Annotated in this window: 17 protein-coding genes and 1 tRNA gene; 9 read left to right on the top strand and 9 right to left on the bottom strand. The window is 67.1% G+C overall.

From position 1 onward, the window contains the following. Window positions 1–9: 9 nt before the first annotated feature. Window positions 10–1,866, bottom strand: coding sequence for a DNA mismatch repair endonuclease MutL (gene mutL, locus OLX23_RS04685; protein ID WP_264443392.1), 1,857 nt, complete (start codon window positions 1,864–1,866; stop codon window positions 10–12). Window positions 1,867–2,053: 187 nt separating this feature from the next. On the opposite strand from mutL, the gene OLX23_RS04680 reads away from it, so the two are divergent. From OLX23_RS04680 to OLX23_RS04655, 6 genes are all read left to right on the top strand, one after another. After that, window positions 2,054–3,100, top strand: coding sequence for a rod shape-determining protein (locus OLX23_RS04680; protein WP_319641292.1), 1,047 nt, complete (start codon window positions 2,054–2,056; stop codon window positions 3,098–3,100). Window positions 3,101–3,124: 24 nt separating this feature from the next. Beyond that, the gene (mreC, locus tag OLX23_RS04675) at window positions 3,125–4,033 is read left to right on the top strand and encodes a rod shape-determining protein MreC (RefSeq protein ID WP_264443389.1); all 909 of its coding nucleotides are present in this window, start codon (window positions 3,125–3,127) and stop codon (window positions 4,031–4,033) included. Continuing rightward, entirely contained in the window at window positions 4,033–4,590 is a 558-nt protein-coding gene (gene mreD / locus OLX23_RS04670) for a rod shape-determining protein MreD (protein ID WP_264443388.1), read from the top strand. Before mreC ends, mreD begins: the two co-directional genes overlap by 1 nt. Then, window positions 4,587–6,677, top strand: coding sequence for a penicillin-binding protein 2 (mrdA, locus tag OLX23_RS04665; RefSeq protein ID WP_264443387.1), 2,091 nt, complete (start codon window positions 4,587–4,589; stop codon window positions 6,675–6,677). The genes mreD and mrdA overlap by 4 nt, the downstream gene beginning before the upstream one ends. Continuing rightward, window positions 6,674–7,786 (top strand): rod shape-determining protein RodA, encoded by a 1,113-nt coding sequence (gene rodA / locus OLX23_RS04660; RefSeq protein WP_264443386.1) that lies wholly within the window; start codon window positions 6,674–6,676, stop codon window positions 7,784–7,786. The genes mrdA and rodA overlap by 4 nt, the downstream gene beginning before the upstream one ends. Window positions 7,787–7,985: 199 nt before the next feature. Further along, window positions 7,986–8,061: transfer RNA gene (locus OLX23_RS04655), tRNA-Lys, on the top strand. Between the two features lie 28 nt (window positions 8,062–8,089). Here OLX23_RS04655 and OLX23_RS04650 read toward each other — a convergent pair. Together OLX23_RS04650 and OLX23_RS04645 are read right to left on the bottom strand one after the other, a co-directional pair. Next, a complete protein-coding gene (locus OLX23_RS04650; protein WP_264443385.1) occupies window positions 8,090–8,230 on the bottom strand; it encodes a hypothetical protein in 141 nt (46 codons plus the stop codon). A gap of 83 nt (window positions 8,231–8,313) precedes the next feature. After that, window positions 8,314–9,495 (bottom strand): acyl-CoA dehydrogenase family protein, encoded by a 1,182-nt coding sequence (locus tag OLX23_RS04645; protein WP_264443383.1) that lies wholly within the window; start codon window positions 9,493–9,495, stop codon window positions 8,314–8,316. A 109-nt stretch (window positions 9,496–9,604) separates the two neighbouring features. Here OLX23_RS04645 and OLX23_RS04640 point away from each other — a divergent pair, with 109 nt between their 5' ends. Both OLX23_RS04640 and OLX23_RS04635 read left to right on the top strand, forming a co-directional pair. Beyond that, a complete protein-coding gene (locus OLX23_RS04640; protein WP_264443382.1) occupies window positions 9,605–10,588 on the top strand; it encodes a phosphotransferase family protein in 984 nt (327 codons plus the stop codon). An 11-nt stretch (window positions 10,589–10,599) separates the two neighbouring features. Beyond that, entirely contained in the window at window positions 10,600–11,769 is a 1,170-nt protein-coding gene (locus OLX23_RS04635) for a hypothetical protein (RefSeq protein WP_264443380.1), read from the top strand. 4 nt (window positions 11,770–11,773) lie between these two features. Here the strand turns inward: OLX23_RS04635 and OLX23_RS04630 are convergent, their stop codons facing one another. Continuing rightward, window positions 11,774–12,856 (bottom strand): NAD-dependent epimerase/dehydratase family protein, encoded by a 1,083-nt coding sequence (locus tag OLX23_RS04630; RefSeq protein ID WP_264443379.1) that lies wholly within the window; start codon window positions 12,854–12,856, stop codon window positions 11,774–11,776. A gap of 143 nt (window positions 12,857–12,999) precedes the next feature. On the opposite strand from OLX23_RS04630, the gene OLX23_RS04625 reads away from it, so the two are divergent. Further along, a complete protein-coding gene (locus OLX23_RS04625) occupies window positions 13,000–13,395 on the top strand; it encodes an MAPEG family protein (protein WP_264443378.1) in 396 nt (131 codons plus the stop codon). 110 nt (window positions 13,396–13,505) lie between these two features. Here OLX23_RS04625 and OLX23_RS04620 read toward each other — a convergent pair whose 3' ends face one another. From OLX23_RS04620 to OLX23_RS04600, 5 genes are all read right to left on the bottom strand, one after another. After that, window positions 13,506–15,038 (bottom strand): AMP-binding protein, encoded by a 1,533-nt coding sequence (locus tag OLX23_RS04620; RefSeq protein ID WP_264443377.1) that lies wholly within the window; start codon window positions 15,036–15,038, stop codon window positions 13,506–13,508. A gap of 4 nt (window positions 15,039–15,042) precedes the next feature. Further along, window positions 15,043–15,729 carry a TetR/AcrR family transcriptional regulator gene (locus tag OLX23_RS04615; RefSeq protein WP_264443375.1) on the bottom strand — a complete coding sequence of 229 codons (687 nt, stop codon included), beginning with the start codon at window positions 15,727–15,729 and terminating at the stop codon, window positions 15,043–15,045. 8 nt (window positions 15,730–15,737) lie between these two features. Further along, the gene (locus OLX23_RS04610; protein ID WP_264443374.1) at window positions 15,738–16,532 is read right to left on the bottom strand and encodes a helix-turn-helix domain-containing protein; all 795 of its coding nucleotides are present in this window, start codon (window positions 16,530–16,532) and stop codon (window positions 15,738–15,740) included. Window positions 16,533–16,615: 83 nt separating this feature from the next. Next, a complete protein-coding gene (locus tag OLX23_RS04605) occupies window positions 16,616–17,602 on the bottom strand; it encodes a cyclase family protein (RefSeq protein ID WP_264443372.1) in 987 nt (328 codons plus the stop codon). Then, a complete protein-coding gene (locus tag OLX23_RS04600) occupies window positions 17,602–18,375 on the bottom strand; it encodes an SDR family NAD(P)-dependent oxidoreductase (protein ID WP_264443371.1) in 774 nt (257 codons plus the stop codon). The genes OLX23_RS04605 and OLX23_RS04600 overlap by 1 nt, the downstream gene beginning before the upstream one ends. Between the last annotated feature and the right edge of the window lie 4 nt (window positions 18,376–18,379).

Raw genomic sequence — 18,379 nt, 5'->3', positions numbered from 1 at the left:
CCCACACGGTTACTTGCGGCCGAACAGCTTCTCGATGTCGCCGTGTGCCAGCTTGACCCAGGTCGGGCGGCCGTGGTTGCATTGGCCCGATCGCGGCGTGCGCTCCATTTCGCGCAGCAATGCGTTCATCTCGATCACCGACAGCACGCGGCCGGCGCGGACCGAGCCGTGGCAGGCCATCGTCGCCAGGACGTGTTCGAGCCGCTCACCAAGCAGCAGCGCGTCCCCGTTCTGCGCGAGATCGTCGGCCACGTCGCGGACCAGCGCCTGGACGTCGCTCTTGCCCAAGGCCGTCGGCACCGCACGCACGAGCATCGCGGCCGGTCCGAAGCGTTCGACGGCGAGACCCAGCGCGGCGAGGTCCTCGGCCTTTTCCTCGAGCCGGTCGCAGGCGGGCTCCTCGAGATCGACGACTTCGGGCAGCAGCAGAGCCTGGCTCGCGGCGACCGCGCCCTGGGCTCCCGCCGCGCGCAGCCGTTCGAGCACGAGGCGCTCGTGCGCCGCGTGTTGGTCGACGATCACCAGGCCATCCTCAGCCTCGGCAACGATATAGGTGCCAGCCACCTGCCCGCGCGCGACGCCGAGCGGATAGGCTACGGCCTCTTCGGGGATCGCTTCGGCTTCCTCGGCGCGCGCCGAGGGCGGCGCCATCACGGCCTGCTCGTAGCTGCGCCAGCTCTGCCCGACCTCGCTGACGCGCGCTGGCGTTGCGCGATCGAAGCTCGTGAACAGGCTTCCCAGCGGCGCCGGCACAGGTGTCAGCGGAACGTAGGCAGCAGGCGCTGCGACGGGCTCGACCTGCCAGTTGGCCATGGCCCCGGCCGCGGGGCTCTGCGCCGAGCGCTGGCCGGCGCTGTCGAGCGCGTGGCGCAGCGCGCCGACGATGAAGCCGCGCACGAAGGCGGAATCGCGGAAGCGCACCTCGGTCTTGGCCGGGTGGACGTTGACGTCGACCTCTTCGGGCGGAAGCTCGAGGAACAGCGCGAGCACGGCGTGGCGGTCGCGCGCGAGCATGTCGGCATAGGCGCCGCGCACCGCGCCGATCAGCAGCCGGTCCTTCACCGGCCGGCCGTTGACGAACAGGTACTGGTGATCGGCAACGCCGCGATTGTAGGTGGGTAGGCCCGCCACCCCCGTGAGCCGAGCGGACCCGCGCTCGGCATCGATCACCACGCCGTCGTCGGCAAGCTCGCGCGCGACGAGGCGGGAGACGCGCGCGGCAAGCGCCCCATCCCCGCCTTCGCCGGCCTGGACCTGGAGCACGCGGCGGCCGTCGTGTTCGAGCGTGAAGCCGACATCGGGTCGCGCCATGGCGAGTCGGCGGACGACGTCGAGGCAGGCGGCATATTCGGCGCGCGGCGTGCGCAGGAACTTGCGTCGCACCGGCACCTTGCCGAACAGGTCCTCCACCCGGATGCGGGTGCCCGGCGGCAGCGCGGCGGGGCCGTCCTCGGCGACCTGACCGTGGTCGACCACGCGCTTCCAGCCTTCCTGACCGCGTGGCCGCGATTCGATCGACAGGCGTGCGACGCTGGCGATCGAGGGCAGCGCCTCGCCGCGGAAGCCGAGCGTGGCGACCAGTTCGATATGCTCGTCTGGCAGTTTCGAGGTGGCGTGGCGTTCGAGCGCGAGCGCGATTTCCGCGGGACCCATGCCGCAACCGTCGTCGGTCACCTCGATCAGATCGAGCCCGCCGGCGGCGAGCCGGACCGAGATGTTGATCGAGCCCGCGTCGATGGCGTTTTCGACCAGTTCCTTGAGCGCCGAGGCTGGGCGTTCGACCACTTCGCCGGCGGCGATCCGGTTGACGAGTTCCTCGGGCAGGCGTCGGATTACCGGGGAGATTCTTGGGGAGCTTTCGAGCACTTCCACTGCATAGCGACGAAGCGCCGGAAATTCGAGACTGGGGTCCGAAAGCTATCCCCCGATTGCGCCACAAAATTTTGGCCTTTCGCCAAATGCTGCGCTAGGAAGCCGCCTTCCACGCTCACCAGCCGGCCTGCATGCCGCCGCGAGCTTCGCGGTAAGTGCCCGGTAAGTCACGGATATTTTGATGCCCTCGATGATGTCGCGATTCTTCAAGTTCGGCTCGCAGAACATGGCGATCGATCTCGGCACGGCGAACACGCTGGTCTATGTGCAAGACCGCGGCGTCGTCCTGAACGAGCCGTCGGTCGTCGCGATCGAAACGATCAACGGCATCAAGAAGGTGAAGGCCGTCGGCGACGACGCCAAGATGATGATGGGCAAGACGCCCGACAACATCGAGGCGATCCGTCCGTTGCGCGACGGCGTCATCGCCGACATCGAAATCGCGGAAGAGATGATCAAGCACTTCATCCGCAAGGTGCACGGTAAGAAGAGCCTGTTCCGCTATCCCGAGATCGTGATCTGCGTGCCCTCGGGTTCGACCTCGGTCGAGCGTCGCGCCATCCGCGACGCCGCCTCGAACGCCGGCGCAAGCCAAGTCTACCTGATCCTCGAGCCGATGGCCGCAGCGATCGGCGCCGACATGCCGGTGACCGAGCCGGTTGGCTCGATGGTCGTCGACATCGGCGGCGGTACCACCGAAGTCGCCGTGCTGTCGCTGCGCGGCCTCGCCTATACCACCTCGGTCCGCGTCGGCGGCGACAAGATGGACGAGGCGATCGTCTCCTACGTCCGTCGTCACCACAACCTGCTGATCGGCGAATCGACCGCAGAGCGGATCAAGAAGGACTATGCCATCGCCATGGTCCCGACCGACGGCGTCGGCGAGACGATCCACATCAAGGGCCGCGACCTCGTCAACGGCGTGCCCAAGGAAATCACGATCACCCAGGCGAACATCGCCGAAGCCCTGTCCGAACCGATCGGCGCGATCATCGAGGGCGTGCGTATCGCGCTCGAGAACACCGCGCCCGAACTCGCGGCCGACATCGTCGATCAGGGTATCGTTCTGACCGGCGGCGGCGCGCTGATCCAGGGGCTCGACGAGTACCTGCGCGAAGAGACCGGCCTGCCCGTTTCGATCGCCGAGGACCCGCTGTCCTGCGTCGCGCTGGGTACCGGCCGCGCCATGGAAGACCCCGTCTATCGCGGCGTCTTGATGACGGCTTAAGCTGCCAGGAGGGAGAAAAGCTCCATGGCGCCGCCGCCTAACCGGCGCTCCGGATATTCCCGCAGGGCGCAATACGGTACGTTTTTCGGCTACATTGCCGGGATCGTCGGTGCGCTCGTCGGCGGCGGATTCCTGATCGTTTCCATCTTCAATCCCGACGCTTTCGCCGGCCTGCGCGGTGCGGCGGCCGATGCCGCCGAGCCCGGCGGTAAGGTCGTGGCCGTGGGTCGGCGCGAGACTCAGAGCTTCTTCGACGTCGTGCGCGGCTATGCCGTCGCAGGCGTGCGCAATGCCAAGCTCGAACGCGAACTGGCCGAGGCCAAGATCCGCCTCGTCGAGGCCCAGGCCATCGCCGAGGAGAACACGCGGCTCAAGGGCCTGCTTGGTCTTGCCCAGCAGGATCCTGCGCCGGTGGTGACGACGCAACTGGTCGCGGCGACCGGCGGATCGACGCGTCGCTTCGCCACGCTGGGCGCCGGTAGCGGCCGCGGCGTGGTCGTCGGCATGCCCGTGCGCTCGCAGCTCGGGCTGGTCGGTCGCGTCCTCGAGGTCGGCTCCTCGACCGCACGCGTCCTGCTCGTCACCGATACCGAGAGTGTGGTGCCCGTGCGCCGCGCCCAGGATGGCGTCGCGGCCTTCGCACAGGGGCTCGGCGACGGCCGGCTGCAGTTGCGCCTGATCAATCTCGGCATCAATCCGCTGAAACCCGGCGACGTCTTCGTCACGTCGGGCTCGGGCGGGCTCTATCGTCCGGGCATCGCCCTCGCGGCGGTGACCAGCGTTACGCGCGACGGCGCCATCGCGCGGGTCCTGGCCGATCCCGCGGCAACCGAATTCGTCGTGGTCGACCGCGTCTGGGCGCAGCAGGCCGAGCCGGTCGCCACGGCCTCCGGAACGGCAGTCGCGCCCCCGGCAGCACCCGGCCCGCGCTGATGCCGTCGCGTCTGGTCCACGCCGTGCAGATCCGCTTCCAGCGGCGCATCAATCGTGCGCCCTCGCCGCTCGTCGCGCGCAGCGTTCCTTGGCTGTCGATCATGCTGGCCTCGGTTCTGCCGACCTGGCTGTTCCTCGCCTCGGCGCCCTATGTGCCGCCGTTCGGCTTTCTGACCCTGCTTGCCTGGCGCCAGCTGCGTCCGGGGCTTCTGCCCGTCTGGGCCGGGCTGCCGCTCGGCTTCTTCGACGATCTCTACAGCGGTCAGCCGCTGGGCAGCGCGATCCTGCTCTGGTCGATCGCGATGATCGTGCTCGAACTGATCGAGCTGCGTTTCCCCTGGCGCAATTTCGCGCTCGAATGGGCCGTCGCGACCGCGCTGATCGTGGTCTACATCGTTGCGGCATTGGGCGCGGCCAATGCCGGCGGTGGCAGTGCCCATATTGCCTTCCTCGCTCCGCAGATCATTCTCGCGGTGCTGGTCTATCCCTTCGTCGGCCGCGTGGTCGCCGGGCTCGACCGTTTCCGGCTGATTCCCTTCCTGGACATGAGCCGATGAACTGGAAGGCCATCTGGCGCATGCCGACGACCAGCCCGGCGCTGTTGCGGCAGAGCTTCGAGCGCCGCGTCGTCGTGCTCGGTGCGGTCCAGGGGGGCTTGGGCGTGTTGCTGGCGAGCCGCCTCGCCTACCTGTCGGTGGCGCAGAACGAGAAGTACCAGCTCGAGGCCGAGAGCAACCGCGTCAACCTGACGCTGATTCCGCCGCGTCGCGGATGGGTGCTCGATCGCAACGGCGCCCCCCTCGCCTCCAACCGCGCCGATTTCCGCGTCGACGTCATTCCCGAGCGCCTGGTCGACGCTGACAAGACCGTGAACCAGCTCGGCCAGTTGCTCCAGCTGACTGCGATCGAGGTTCAGGACCTCAAGGACAAGCTCGACAAGGCGCACGGCTTCCAGCCGGTCGAGGTCAAGTCCGGGCTCGACTGGGAGCGTTTCGCCGCGGTTTCGGTCCGCTTGCCCGACCTGCCCGGCGTGGTTCCGCAACGCGGGTTTTCGCGCTTTTACCCGACCGGACCTTCGGTCGGCCACCTGATCGGCTATGTCGGCCCGGCTTCGGCCGAGGAATACGAGAAGGACAAGAACCCGCTGCTCGTCACCCCCGGCTACAAGGTCGGCAAGGATGGGCTCGAAAAGCACTACGAGACCTTGCTGCGCGGGCAGCCGGGGGCGCGTCGGGTCGAAGTGACGGCTTCGGGCCGGGTGGTGCGCGATCTCGACACGCGTGAGGACGTCCCGGGCAAGCCGCTGCACCTGACCATCAACGGTCCGCTGCAGGACTATGCGGCGCGGCGGCTCGGCCTCGAATCGGGCGCCGTGGTGGTGATGGACTGCTGGACCGGCGATCTGCTGGCGATGGTGTCGATGCCCAGCTTCGATCCCAACAGCTTCGCCGACGGCATCGGTCGCATCGAATGGAAGATGCTGTCCGACGACGATCACGTGCCCTTGCGCAACAAGGTGCTGCGCGGCCTGTTTCCGCCGGGATCGACGGTCAAGCCGATGGTGGCGCTGGCCTTTCTCGAGGCCGGGCTCAGCCCCGACGACGCGACCAATTGCGGTGGTGGCCTGCGCGTCGGCAACCGCGTGTTCCACTGCTGGAACCACGGCGGCCACGGCAGGGTCGACATGGCCAAGGGCATCTATCAGTCCTGCGACGTCTATTTCTATCACTTCGCCCAGCAGATCGGCATGGACAAGATCGCGGCGATGGCCAAGCGACTGGGTCTCGGCCAGGAATTCCCGCTGCCGGTCGCCGGCCAGTCCTATGGCACGGTTCCCGATCCGGCCTGGAAGATGAAGAAGTACGGCAAGGAATGGGCCGTCTTCGATACGGTCAACGCGACGATCGGGCAGGGCTACATGCTGGTCAATCCGCTGCAACAGGCGGTCATGGCCTCGCGCATCGCCAGCGGGCTGGAAATCATGCCCCGCCTGATCCACGGCGGCAACCAGCCACAGGCCAAGTCGATGGGCTTCAGCCAGGAGCATCTCGACATCGTTCACGCCGCAATGAACGAGGTGGTCAACGGCCGCGGTACGGCAGGTCGCGCCAAGCTGCCGGTCCCCGGCGTGGAGATGGCGGGCAAGACCGGCACCGCGCAGGTCGTCGGACTCAACATCGGCCGCGGCAAGGGCGGCCTGTGGAAGCACCGCGACCACGGCCACTTCATCTGCTTCGCCCCGTTCGACAAGCCGCGCTATGCCGCAGCCGTGGTGATCCAGCACGGCGGCGGTTCGGGCGCGGCCTATCCGGTGGCGCGCGACGTCATGACCTATCTGTTCGATCCCGGTAAGGCGATGGACGTCCTGCTCGAGATGGAAAAGGGCTGGGGCGGTACCCCGCAGGAGCGCATGGCCGCGAAATACGCGTTCTATGCCTCTCAATACGGCGTGAGTGCGCCGGTGGTCTCGCCGCAGGCGCAGGAAAGCGCGGTCGCCGCGGCGGACGAGCCGGTAGCGCCGCGCTCGCAGCCCGAGGTGCGCGAGGCGCAGGCCCCCGCGCCCGAGCCGGTGGTCGAGGTCAGCCCGCCGCCTGCCCCTGCCGCATCGCCCACGCCGGCACCGACGATCGTCCTGCCGCAATGAGCCGTTCGATCGTCCCTGCCACCGTGGCACGCCAGCCCTGGCAGGTGATCCTGCCGCTGACCGCGCTGGTGCTGTTCGGATCGGCGGTGCTCTATTCGGCCGCCGGCGGACATCTCCAGCCGTGGGCGCTGACCCACGTCATCCGCTTCGTGCTGTTCCTCGCCATGGCCGTGGTCATGTCGCGCTTCTCGCGCGAGCTGTTCAAGCTCGGGTCCTATCCGATCTACTTCGCCGTTCTGATCCTGCTGGTGCTGGTCGAGATGCTCGGCGCGATCGGCGGCGGCAGCCAGCGATGGCTCAATCTGGGTTTCATGACCTTGCAGCCGTCGGAGCTGATGAAACCGGCGATCGTGCTGGTGCTGGCGCGGTTCTTCGATGCCTTGCCCGCACCGATGACTTCGAGCTGGCGCGGCCTCGTCCCCGCGGGCGGCCTGATCGCGGTGCCGGCGGCCTTCGTCATCATCCAGCCCGATCTCGGCACCGCGCTGGCGATCTGTTTCGGCGGTTTCGTCGTGATGTTCCTGGCAGGCCTGCCGCTGCGCTGGTTCGTTGCCGGCGGCCTGGCCGGCATGATCATCGCGCCCCTCGCCTATTTCTTCGGCTTGCACGACTATCAGCGCAAGCGCGTGCTGATCTTCATGGACCCGGAGAGCGATCCGCTCGGCTCGGGTTACCACATCACCCAGTCGAAGATCGCGATCGGCTCGGGCGGTATTTTCGGCAAGGGATTCGGTAACGGCTCGCAGAGCCATCTCGAATACCTGCCCGAGGCGCACACAGATTTCGTCTTCGCGACGATGGCCGAGGAATGGGGGCTGGTCGGCGGCCTGTTCGTGCTGCTGGTTTTCTTCCTGGTCTTGCGCTGGGGTCTCGGCGTCGCCCGCAAGGCACCCGATCGATTCTCGCAGCTCCTCGCCGCGGGCATGGTCGCGACGATCTTCTTCTATGCGATGATCAACACGATGATGGTCATGGGCCTGGCCCCCGTCGTCGGTATTCCGCTGCCCTTCATGAGCCACGGCGGCTCGTCGATGATGACCAACATGATCTGCGTGGGCACGCTGATGGCGATCGACCGCTGGCGCGTGCGCCCGTCAGGCCTTTCCTGAGGCACCACCAGGCCGCCAAGGCCAACCGATTCGTCTGCGATTCGGCGTAAAAACACGATATTTTGATTTATTTTCAGATACTTGAAAAAAATTCGAAGAACCCCCTTTCCAGCCGCCGAACAATCGCTATTAGGAGCGCTCCCGAGCGAACGGGTCCGAGCAATCGGCCTGATCGATCGAGTGTCGGAAACGGCAGTGTGGACGCATAGCTCAGTTGGTAGAGCAGCTGACTCTTAATCAGCGGGTCCTTGGTTCGAGCCCAAGTGCGTCCACCACCTTCCCTAAAAATCGCTGAATGGACGGTCAGTGGACCGCGGGCGGATCGCTCGCAGGAAAGCTTTCGTCCAAGGCCTCGTCGAGCGCTTCGTCGAGGTGTTCCTTGCGCTTGCGTTCGGCTTCTTCGGCTGCGGGTGTCGGCTTCTCGGGTGTGTCGGGTGCGGTCACGGCTTGTCCTCCGGGCGATCGTCGATCGCCGGAGGATGCCTTGCCGTCTGGCCGAAAGCCAGCCTGCCAAAGTATGATGGGCCTCAGGCCTTCTTGACGATGTTGCTGGGCACTAGGGTGGGCTGCCCGTGGAGCAGTTGGTTGGCGATGATCGCATAGTGGATCTCGCTCGCGCCCTCGGCGACGCACTGGGCGCGGGCGTCGCGCATGTAGCGGTTGACCCCGGTCGAATCCATGATGCCGCTGCCGCCCCAGAGCTGGAGCAGCTTCACGCAGACGTCGAACATGGTCTCGCAGACGAAGGTCTTGCAGACGTTCGACTGCGCCGGCGCCATCGCACCCGCCTCGAAGGCGCGGACCGTGTCGTAGAGCAGCGCGCGCGCCGCGACGATCTTGGCGTGGCTCTCGGCCAGCCAGTAGGCGATCGGCTGCAATTCGGACATGTCGCGGCCGTAGAGCCGGCGCTGCTTCACGTAGTCGAGCGTCTTGTCGAACAGGCCCTGTGCGCAGCCGACCGAGACCGCGCAATGCGCGAGCAGGTTGGCGGTGTTCGCGGCGCGGTGCGAGAAGCCGCCGCTGAGCAGGTCGCCGAGGATGTCGTCGGGCGCGAGATGGACGTTGTCGAACGAGATCGGCCCGGTGTTGGTGCCGCGCCAGCCGAGCTTGTGCTCGTAGGGCGCGACCTGGAAACCCGCGTCCTCGGCCTCGACGATGACGCAGCCATAGCCCTCGTTGCCGTCGCGGTCCTTCGTCTTGCACATGACGAGGTAGGTCTGGGCCGAGCCCTGGGTGCAGAACAGCTTGGCGCCGTCGAGCCGCCAGCCCTCGCTCTGCGTATCGGGCACGGCCTTGGTCAGGTGTGCGGCGATGTTGGCCGCCCCGCCGGGCTCGCTCTGCGAATAGGCCATCAGCCGCTCGCCGGCCGCCGCCTTGGGCAGGATGCGCTGTTTCTGTTCCTCGGTGCCGAGGATTTCGACCGTCTTCGGGCAGAGCACTATCTGCACGGTCAGCATGCCGGCGAAGGCCGGGCTGGCCTTGGCGATCTCCTCGCTGACCAGGCAGACCGAGACCAGGTCCGCCCCGACGCCGCCGTATGCCTCGCTGGTATAGAGACCGTAGAGTCCGAGTTCGGCCGCCTTGGCGACGAGCTCGTCTGGCGTGCGCTCCTCCATGTCGATGCGGTTGGCGACGGGTTCTACTTCCTTGCGTGCGAAGGTCTCTGCCATGTCGCGCAGTGCGCGCTGATCGTCATTCAGCCAGTCCATCGAATCCCGTTCCTCGATCGTCGTATCGTCGACACGGTATAAAATGAATCATGACAAGTGCAATTCATTGCGTGTAGACAGCTCGTCCCATCGCTCGCATGGAAATGCCATGATCGCCGACCTCGACCAGACGACCCGCGTGCTGCAAGCCATGTTGCCGCAAGGCACGACGATAATCGGCGTGAAGCCGCTGACCACGGGCTTTTCCAACGAGACCTATCTGATCGAGGGTGCCGACCTGATCCTGCGGCTGCCGCCCTCGGCCGGGGCGATGCTCGACGGCCACGACGTGATCGCCCAGGCGGCGATCTACAGCGAACTCGGCCAGGCGCCCGGTGCCCCGCCCGTGCCGCAGATCGTGCTGGCGAGCGAGGATACCCACGCGCTCGGCGTGCCGTTCTTCGTGATGGAGCGCGTCGCCGGCGAATCGATCCACGACCTCGATCTCCAGCCCTGGTTCGTCGAGGGCAGCGACGCGTTCCGCAGCGACATCGCCCACCGCTGGGTCTCGGCCTTCGGCTCGCTGGCGAGGCTGCAGCCGCTCGACGTGCTTGGCGCCCCCGTCTCGCCCGAGGACGATGCGCGTACCTGGCGCGCCTTCGCGGCGGCGGCGAACGCCCCTGCCCTCGTCGCACAGTACGACCGCCTGCTGGCGCGGCCGGCTCCGCGAAGCGGCGCGCCGGCGGTGGTTCACGGCGATACCAAGCTGTCGAACCTGATGTGGCAGGACGGCAAGGTCAGCGCCGTGCTCGACTGGGAGATGGCGCTGAACGGCGAGCCGCTCGCCGATCTCGGCTACATGCTCTACGGCTTCGCCTGCCCTTATCACGGCGCGACGACGCCGCAGAAGCAGCCGGGCATGCCCGATCGCGCGCAGGTCATCGCCTGGTGGGAGGAAGCCTCGGGACGCTCGGCCGAGGGCGTGTTCTGGCACGAGATCGCGCAGATCGGAAAGATCACCGCGATCATCGCCGAGGGCACCAACATGTGGCTGACCGGCCGCAGCGAGGATCCCAAGCTCGCCTACTTCGCGAAGAATCTCGATTACTATCTCGGCGTCATGACGGCGATGCTCGACGGCGGCGACTTCTGAGAGGCCTTTCCATGATCCCGACTATCGCGCCGCTGACGCCGACGGACGAATTCCTCAATCACCAGATCGTCAACACCCACGCCACGGTGGCTTCGGCCGATCGGGCCTGGACCGAGAAGGTCTGGTTCATGCTCGCGCGCAAGGACGGCTCGCTCGCCGCGAGCTTCGGCCTGGGCAAGTATACCAACCGCAACGTGCTCGACGGTTTCGCCGGCGTGCAGAGGGGCACCCAGCAGCGCACCGTGCGCGCGAGCCGGGTGCTGCGGCCGCAGCTCGAGGAGACCTCGGTCGGCCCGCTCAGCTATGAGGTGATCGAGCCGTTCAAGGCGATCCGCATAGCCCTGGCCCCCAATGCCGCGCAGCCGATCGCCTTCGACCTGGTCTTCACCGCGACGATGCCGGCCTTCTTCGAGAAGCGGGATACCGTCTTCGCCGCCGGTCGCGCAGCCTCCGACGTGATCCGCTATCATCAGGCCGGCACGATCACGGGCTGGATCGAGATCGAGGGCGAGCGCATCTCCGTGGCGCCCGAGGACTGGTTCGGCTTCCGCGACCATTCGTGGGGCGTGCGCGAGCATGTCGGCAAGGATCCGAGCGACCTCGTTCCCGGCAACATCGGTGCAACCGGCGGCAGCAAGGCCGGCCAGCCCTATCACTTCAACTGGCTGGTCTCGCAGATCGATCGCCCCGACGGCACGAGCTACGACCTCGCCTACTATTTCCGCGATTTCGGCGGAGAGGGCCCGCCCGAGTTCTTCAGCGGCTACATCAACGAGAGCGACGGCACCCAGATCCCGATCCTCCATCTCTATCCCGAGATCGCCTATCGTCAGGGTGACAAGGCGGCGATGCACGGGAGGATAACCGCGATCGTCGCGGGCAAGGGCAAGTCGGTCGAAGAGCGTGTCTTCGAGATTGAGGCGATCGATCCCGAAATGGGCTTCCGCCTGCTGCCCGGCATGTACGGGCCGTGGAAGGACCAGATTCACGGCAGCTTCAAGGGCGAGGATTTCCTCGACGGCGAGTGCATCGACGACGTCAATGCATCCGAAAAGACCGCCGAGAACTATCGCTGGCAGATCCGCGATCGCCCCGTCCGCATTCGCGAGGGAGCGAACAGCGGCTTTGGCGACATGGAGAGCATCATCATCGGCGAATATCCGGGGGTGACCTTGGTCTGAGCCTTCAGGCTGGTGGCAGGAGCCGCCTTGCCTGCATTTCGGCCAGCCAGCCGCAGACTACGTCCTCGCTGTCGCGGCAGGCGGCGAAGCCGGCCTGGCGCAGCTTGATCGTGCTCAGCAGCGTCGGCAGCCGGATTGCGGTCGCGTCCTTCTGCAGCAGGACGTCGGCATAATGATGGCTCTCGCCGAGGAACCGCGCGAGGTTCAACGCGCGCAGGCCTTCGCGCGCGACGACCCGGTCCCAGATATCGGCGCGCTCGATCAGATAGGCGGCGAGGCTCAACGGTTCGTCGGGACCGGTCTCGACGCCGAGCGTGCGGGCGATCGCTGGCCACGCGGTGCGCCAGGCGAAGACGTCGCCGTTGGTCACGTTGAAGGTCTCGTGGCGCGCCGCGGGGGCTTCCGCCGCCCAGGCGAAGGCCTCGGCGAGCAGCCCGGCATCGACCAGTTCGCCGATCTGCGGCACGCCGCCGGGATAGGCGAAGCTCTTGCTCTCCTCGCGGCGGATCGCGGCATAGGCGCCGATCGCCAGCAGCGGGTTCATCACCGCGCCCCAGGCGCCGCCGACGATCACGCCGGGGCGGAACACGGTCCAGCCCAGGTCATGCGCCCGCGCCCAGTCGCGCAGCAGCTCTTCCTGCAGCCAGTAGAAGTTCGGATGCTCGACCCGCGGTTCTCGCTCGCGCGCGGGCAGGCGCGGCGCGATACCGGCGTGCGCGCCATAGGCCTTGGCACCTTGCAGCAAGGTGACGTGTCGCAGCCCGCGAGCGCTGACTAGGGAGTCGAGCAGGTTGCCCAGCATCGCCCGGTTGAGTTCCATCTGCGCGGGATCGCGCCATCCGACGACGAGACCAGGCTGCTCGGACACCGCTGCGTAGACGACATGGGTGACCTCCGTCAGTTCGCCTGCGGCCGCGCGGCAGGCCGTCGCATCGGTCAGGTCGAGTGCCAGATGGCGCGCGTGGCCCAGCCCGTCGGGTATGCGTCGCGACAGCGCGATCACGCGCCAGTCGGGCAAGGCACCAAAATGCGCGAGGCAGGCCTCGCCGATCACGCCGGTTGCACCGACGACGAGCATCGTCTTCATTGCACCAGCTTGATCGCGGGCCGCATCATGGCAAGCTGCGGCGCGCCATATCGCGGGGACGGTCTATGCCGGCGAAAAGGGGCAAACACGCGCGATTGCGCTAACGACAGGGCTTCGATCGCAAGACCGACGGAGGGGGAACGATGCACACCGAAATTCTGATCCTGGCCTGGGGAGCCGTGCTGCTCTTCGTCCACATCTTCGCCGCGGGGCACGTCAAGACGCGCCAATACGGCACCAAGTGGAACACCGGCGCGCGCGACGAAGCGCTGCCGCCGATGGATCCGATCGTCGGACGCATGGTCCGTGCCCAGGCGAACTACCAGGAGACCTTTCCGATCGCGATCGTGGCGTTGCTCGGCGTCGTGGCCGCTGGGCGGACCGGCGACATGACCGCGCTCGGCGGTTGGATATGGCTCGGCGCGCGCGTGGTCTATCTGCCGCTCTATGCCTTGGGCGTGCCGGTGGTGCGCTCGCTGGTGTTCCTGGTCAGCGTCGTCGGGCTGGCGATGGTGCTCTGGCCGCTGCTCGGCGGCTGATCCCAGACCCGCTCACCCTGAGCTTGTCGACGGGTGCCGGCGCAGCGTTGCGCCGGGTGCTTCGACAGGCTCAGCACGAGCGGGCTGATTGAGCAGGGCGCGAGGCCCTGTCAGTTCTTCCAATACTGGTCGCGCAGCGCCTTCTTGTAGAGCTTGCCCGTGGGCAGTCGCGGCAGCGCGTCGGTGAAATCGACCGTGCGCGGCGTCAACTGGCGGCCGAGCCTTTCGCGCACGAAGTCTCGGATTTCCTCGGCTAGTTCGGCCGACGGTGCCACGCCCTCGGCGGGTTCGACCACGGCCTTGACCTCTTCGCCCAGTTCCTCGTTGGGCACGCCGATCACCGCGACGTCGGCGATCTTGGGGTGCAGCGCCAGGGCATCCTCGATCTGCTGCGGGTAGATGTTCACCCCGCCCGAGATGATCATGAAGGCCTTGCGATCGGTCAGGTAGAGGTAGCCTTCCGCGTCGAGATAGCCGACGTCGCCGACCGTCGCCCATTCGGGGTGCTGTGGGTGTGAGGCGCCGACGGTCTTGCCGTCGTCCTTGTGGTAGGTGAAGCGCGTAACGGTCTGCGCCTCGCCATAGATGATCCCCGGCTCGCCGGGCGGCAGTTCGCGGCCTTGCTCGTCGCAAATGTGGAAGGGCTTGCCCTGCGATCGGCCGACCGATCCCGGATGGTCGAGCCAGTCGCGGCTGCCGATCTTGGCGAATCCGGCCATCTCGGTCGACGAATAGAACTCCTCGATGATCGGGCCCCACCAGGCGATCATCTGGCGTTTGACCTCGACCGGGCACGGCGCCGCGGCATGGATCGCGCTGCGCTGGCTCGACAGGTCGTATTTTGCACGGATCGCGGGATCGAGCTTGAGCATGCGCACGAACATCGTCGGTACCCACAGCGAGTGCGTGACCTTGTGGCGATCGATCAGGTCGAGCGCGGCCTCGGCATCGAATTTGTCCATCATCACCACGGTGCCGCCGGCCTGGGTGACGCCGGTGACGTAGCCGGCGGGTGCCGAGTGATAGAGTGGTGCGGGCGAAAGGTAGATGCTGTCGCCGTCGATGCCGAACATGCCGACTGTCGCCTTCATGCCGGGATTGCCGTCCTTGGCGGAAAGATCGGCGAGCGGCCGCTTGATACCCTTGGGCTTGCCCGTGGTGCCCGACGAATAGAGCATGAAAGTGCCCAGCGGCTCCTCGGCCAAAGGCTCGGCCCGATGGCGTGCGATTGCCGTGTCGTAGTCATTGAAACCCGGCAGCGCGCCGCCGACCGAGAGCTTGACCTCGCAGCGTGAGGCAAGCCGGCCAAGCTCTTCCGACTGGTCGAGCGCGGCCGAGACGATCAGCACGCGTGCATCGCAGTCGTCGACGATATAGGCGGCCTCGGCCGCGGGCAGGAAGCGGTTGATCGGGGTGATGTAGAGCCCCGAACGCATGCCCGCCCAGATCACCTCGAAGAAGGCCAGGTGGTTCTCGAGATAGAGCGCGACGTGATCGCCGCGGCGCAGGCCATGCGCGTGGAGCAGCTGCGCGAGCTGGTTCGAACGGTCGTCGAGCGCCTTGTAGGTCAGGCTTTCGCCCGTGGCAGGGCGGACGACCGCCAGCTTGTCGGGCTGCGTCCGGGCATGGGTGCCGATGTACAAGCGGCTATTCCTTCGTTGCTGCGCTGCTGGGGCGGCGATGGGCGATGACCACGGCCAGGATCTCGGCCTCGGCCGCGATCAGGTTGCGGACATAGGTGCGCTGGTCGTGCTCGGTGAAACCGCCGGTGATGATGCGGAACTGCGGATTGGTGACCACGGTGGCGACGCGCTCGAGCCCGGTCAGCAGCACGCAGGCGATATCGGCATCCTCGCGTAGTCCCGAACCGATCTGATCGGCCAGCAGCCTGATCAGCGGCAGTGTCACGTCGTTGCGGTAGCGCAGGATCCTGAGGTCGCTGGCATCGGCCATGGCATTGCGCATGTGGAGCAGTCGCGCGTGCCGGTCCCAGAAGTCGTAGTGCGCGGTGAGGAAGGCCAAGCAGCATTCGTGCAGCGTTTCGTCGGGCCAGCGCCGGCGCAGGCGCGCGAGATAGGCTTCCTCGGCCGTGTCCATCACGCGCGAGAGAGCGGCAAGCACGAGCTCGCCCATGTCGGGGAAGTAGAGGTAGACGTTGGGCGGCCGGACCTGGGCTTCCTTGGCGACGCCGCTGACGGTCACTGGCGGACCGTCGTGATCGGCGAGCAGTTGGAGCATCGCCGAGATGATCCGCTCGCGCGTTTCCTGCCCCTTGCGGCCGAGCTTCTGACCGATCTGGTTGTGGCTGATCGAGGACTGTGCGGCAGTGGCCATCCAGGCGCTCAGTTCACCATCGAGCGCACGAAGGGCGCGGCCAGGACCTGCTCCTCGCCCAGGCAGTGCCCAACCCCGTGTTCGAGCGTGGCGAGCAGTGCGTCGGGATTGACCGTCGCGGTGGTCGGATAGACGACGCCGAGTGCGAGCCGGCGCTCGCCCAGGCCCTCGGGCAGCAGCATGGCGGTGACGCGGCTGTCCTTGGTGAAGCCCGAATCGCCGGTGACATGACCGAGCTCGCCGCAACGCGCGACGATCTCGTTGAAGTCGGCCAGGTTGAAGCGGTCTTCGGGCGGGGCTTCGGCGTTGAGGCGCCAGAGCATCCGGCTCGCCTGTTCGAGCCCCAGCGAGGACAGCAGCAGCAGGCCGACCGGGCTGGCAGACAGCGGCACGCTGGCGCCGCAGTCGAGCGCACCACTGGCCAGGTCGGCGCCCTGCACCCAGCGGAACAGCTGGACGTGAGTACCGACCACGCCAAACAGGCCGACGCCGGCGCGCGAGGTCTGCGCGAGGCGATCCATGTAGTCGAACAGTCGGCCGCTGGCGATCGGCTCGGGTTGCGCGGCGAAACCAAAGGCGGCGAGCCGCGGCGTCGGCGCATAGGAGCGCGAGGCCGGGTCCTTGTAGAGCAACCCCAGCTCGACCAGCGCGCCGAGCAGTTCGGACGTGCTCGACTGCGGCCGATCATAGCGACGGACGATGTCCATCACCGTCGCGCGCCGGTTCTCGGAAGCGAAGAATTCGAACACTTCGATCACCCGCTTGGCGATCTTGGTCTTATTGGAATCGAGGGCGATGGTCATATGTATCTCCTCACGCGTGTTGCATTAATTCGCAAGCGGCGCGAGTCGTCAATCGAAAAATTAATTCGATTTCTTTTTTCGGGTCATATTGTGGCGATCGGTGTGACCGGCGAGCCCACGGCACCGGGCAGGTTGAGCGGCGGCGCGGTCAGCAGGAAATGGCTGCGGCCGCGCTCGGCCAGCGCCGTCCCGAGCGCGCCGAACCACCAGAATTCGCCGAGATGGACGCCGAGTTTGACCAGGCAATGCGCGTGCAGCGGCATCATCGCCGTGCCGGCGCAGCGGTTCAGCCCGTCGATCTTCTCGACCATCGAATTGTCCGCGCAGATCGCCGCGATCCCCGAGCGGTCGATCCAGTCGAGCAGCGCGCCATCGCTGCCGTCGAGCCCCGGGCAGGCCGCGAGTTCGGCGTCGGACACTTCTGCGCCGTCGCGCAGCAGCAGGTCGGCGTAGCCGGTGTGGATGCAGAGGAAGTCACCCTCGCCCGCTTCCGCGCCCTGCGCGTCCATCGCGCGCATCAGCGCGTCGTAGCCGACCTTCTCCGGGGATCGCCGCAGGTCTACGAGCACGCCGCGCCCCTGGACGCCGGTCTCGGCCAGCTTTTCGATGCCGAGCGCCAGCGCCGCGGGTGCCCGCCCTTCGCCCGGCAGGACGAAGTCGCGATCGATGCGATAGCCGTTGTAGAAGACATGCTCGGCCTCGCCGTCGTCGTCGGCGTCGAAGCGGGTGCCGTAGTGGCTGAGCCCGTCCCACTGCGTCGAATATTGCAGGCCGAGCAGAACCTGGTCGTCGTTGACCACGTCGATCGGGCCGCCGGCGGGCATCCAGTCGTACATCGTGCGGCCGTCGGCGCTGATCGTCGGCGAGAGCACCGGCGGATTGCGCCCGGCGAAGACCTGCTTCTTCGGATGGTCGAGCGGCAGGCTCAGCGGAAAGGCCAGGCCCTCGGTCACGCTCGCGACCGCGGCGAGGCGGCGCGCGGGGGTGATCAAGTTCATCCGGCCGATCTGGTCGTCGTCGCCGAACTGGCCCCAGTTCGAGCCTTCGGGCCGCTTGAGCCAGCGGCGCATCAGCGCAGCTTTCGCTGGCGGATACGGTCGGGCGCGTTGGGCTGGCCGGTGTGCGCCGTCATGCCGCCGTCGGCCGCGACGATCGCGCCGGTCATGTAGGAGGCGTCGTCCGAAGCGAGGAAGGCGGCGACGGCCGCCATCTCGTCGGGCCGGCCCGAGCGGCCGAGCGCGATGCGATCGAACCAGAAGGCGCGGTCGATCGGATCGGCGATCGCGGCGGCGGCCATCTCGGTCTCGATCAGTCCCGGGCACAGCGCGTTGACGCGAATATGGTCGCGCCCGCAGTCGAGCGCGAGCGAGCGCGTGTAGTTCACCACTGCGCCCTTCGAGGCGTTGTAGGCGCCCATCGCATAGTCGCCGACGAGGCCCGAGATCGAGGCCACGTTGACGATCGCGCCGCCACCCTGGCCGCGCATCACCGGGATCGCCGCCTTGCAGAACAGGAACACCGCCTTGGTGTTGATCGCGAAGACCTTGTCCCAGGCATCCTCGCTCATGTCGGGTGTCTCGGCGAGCGCGCCGATGCCGGCATTGTTGACCAGCACATCGAGCCGGCCCCAGCGCTCGATCACCGCGGCGACGGCGGCCTCGACCTCGGCGGCCTGGGTCGCGTCGGTACGGCGATAGACGATGCTTTCGCTCTGCTTGGCCGGCGGATCGAGATCGGCGACGAGCACCTTTGCGCCCTCCGCCACGAGCCGCGCGACGATCGCCGCGCCGATGCCGCGCGCGCCACCGGTGACGATCGCGACCTTGCCTTCGAACCGCATCATGGCA

The organism is Novosphingobium sp. JCM 18896 (assembly GCF_025938095.1).
Lineage (GTDB): Bacteria > Pseudomonadota > Alphaproteobacteria > Sphingomonadales > Sphingomonadaceae > Novosphingobium.
This window is presented reverse-complemented; position numbering and strand designations above follow the sequence as displayed.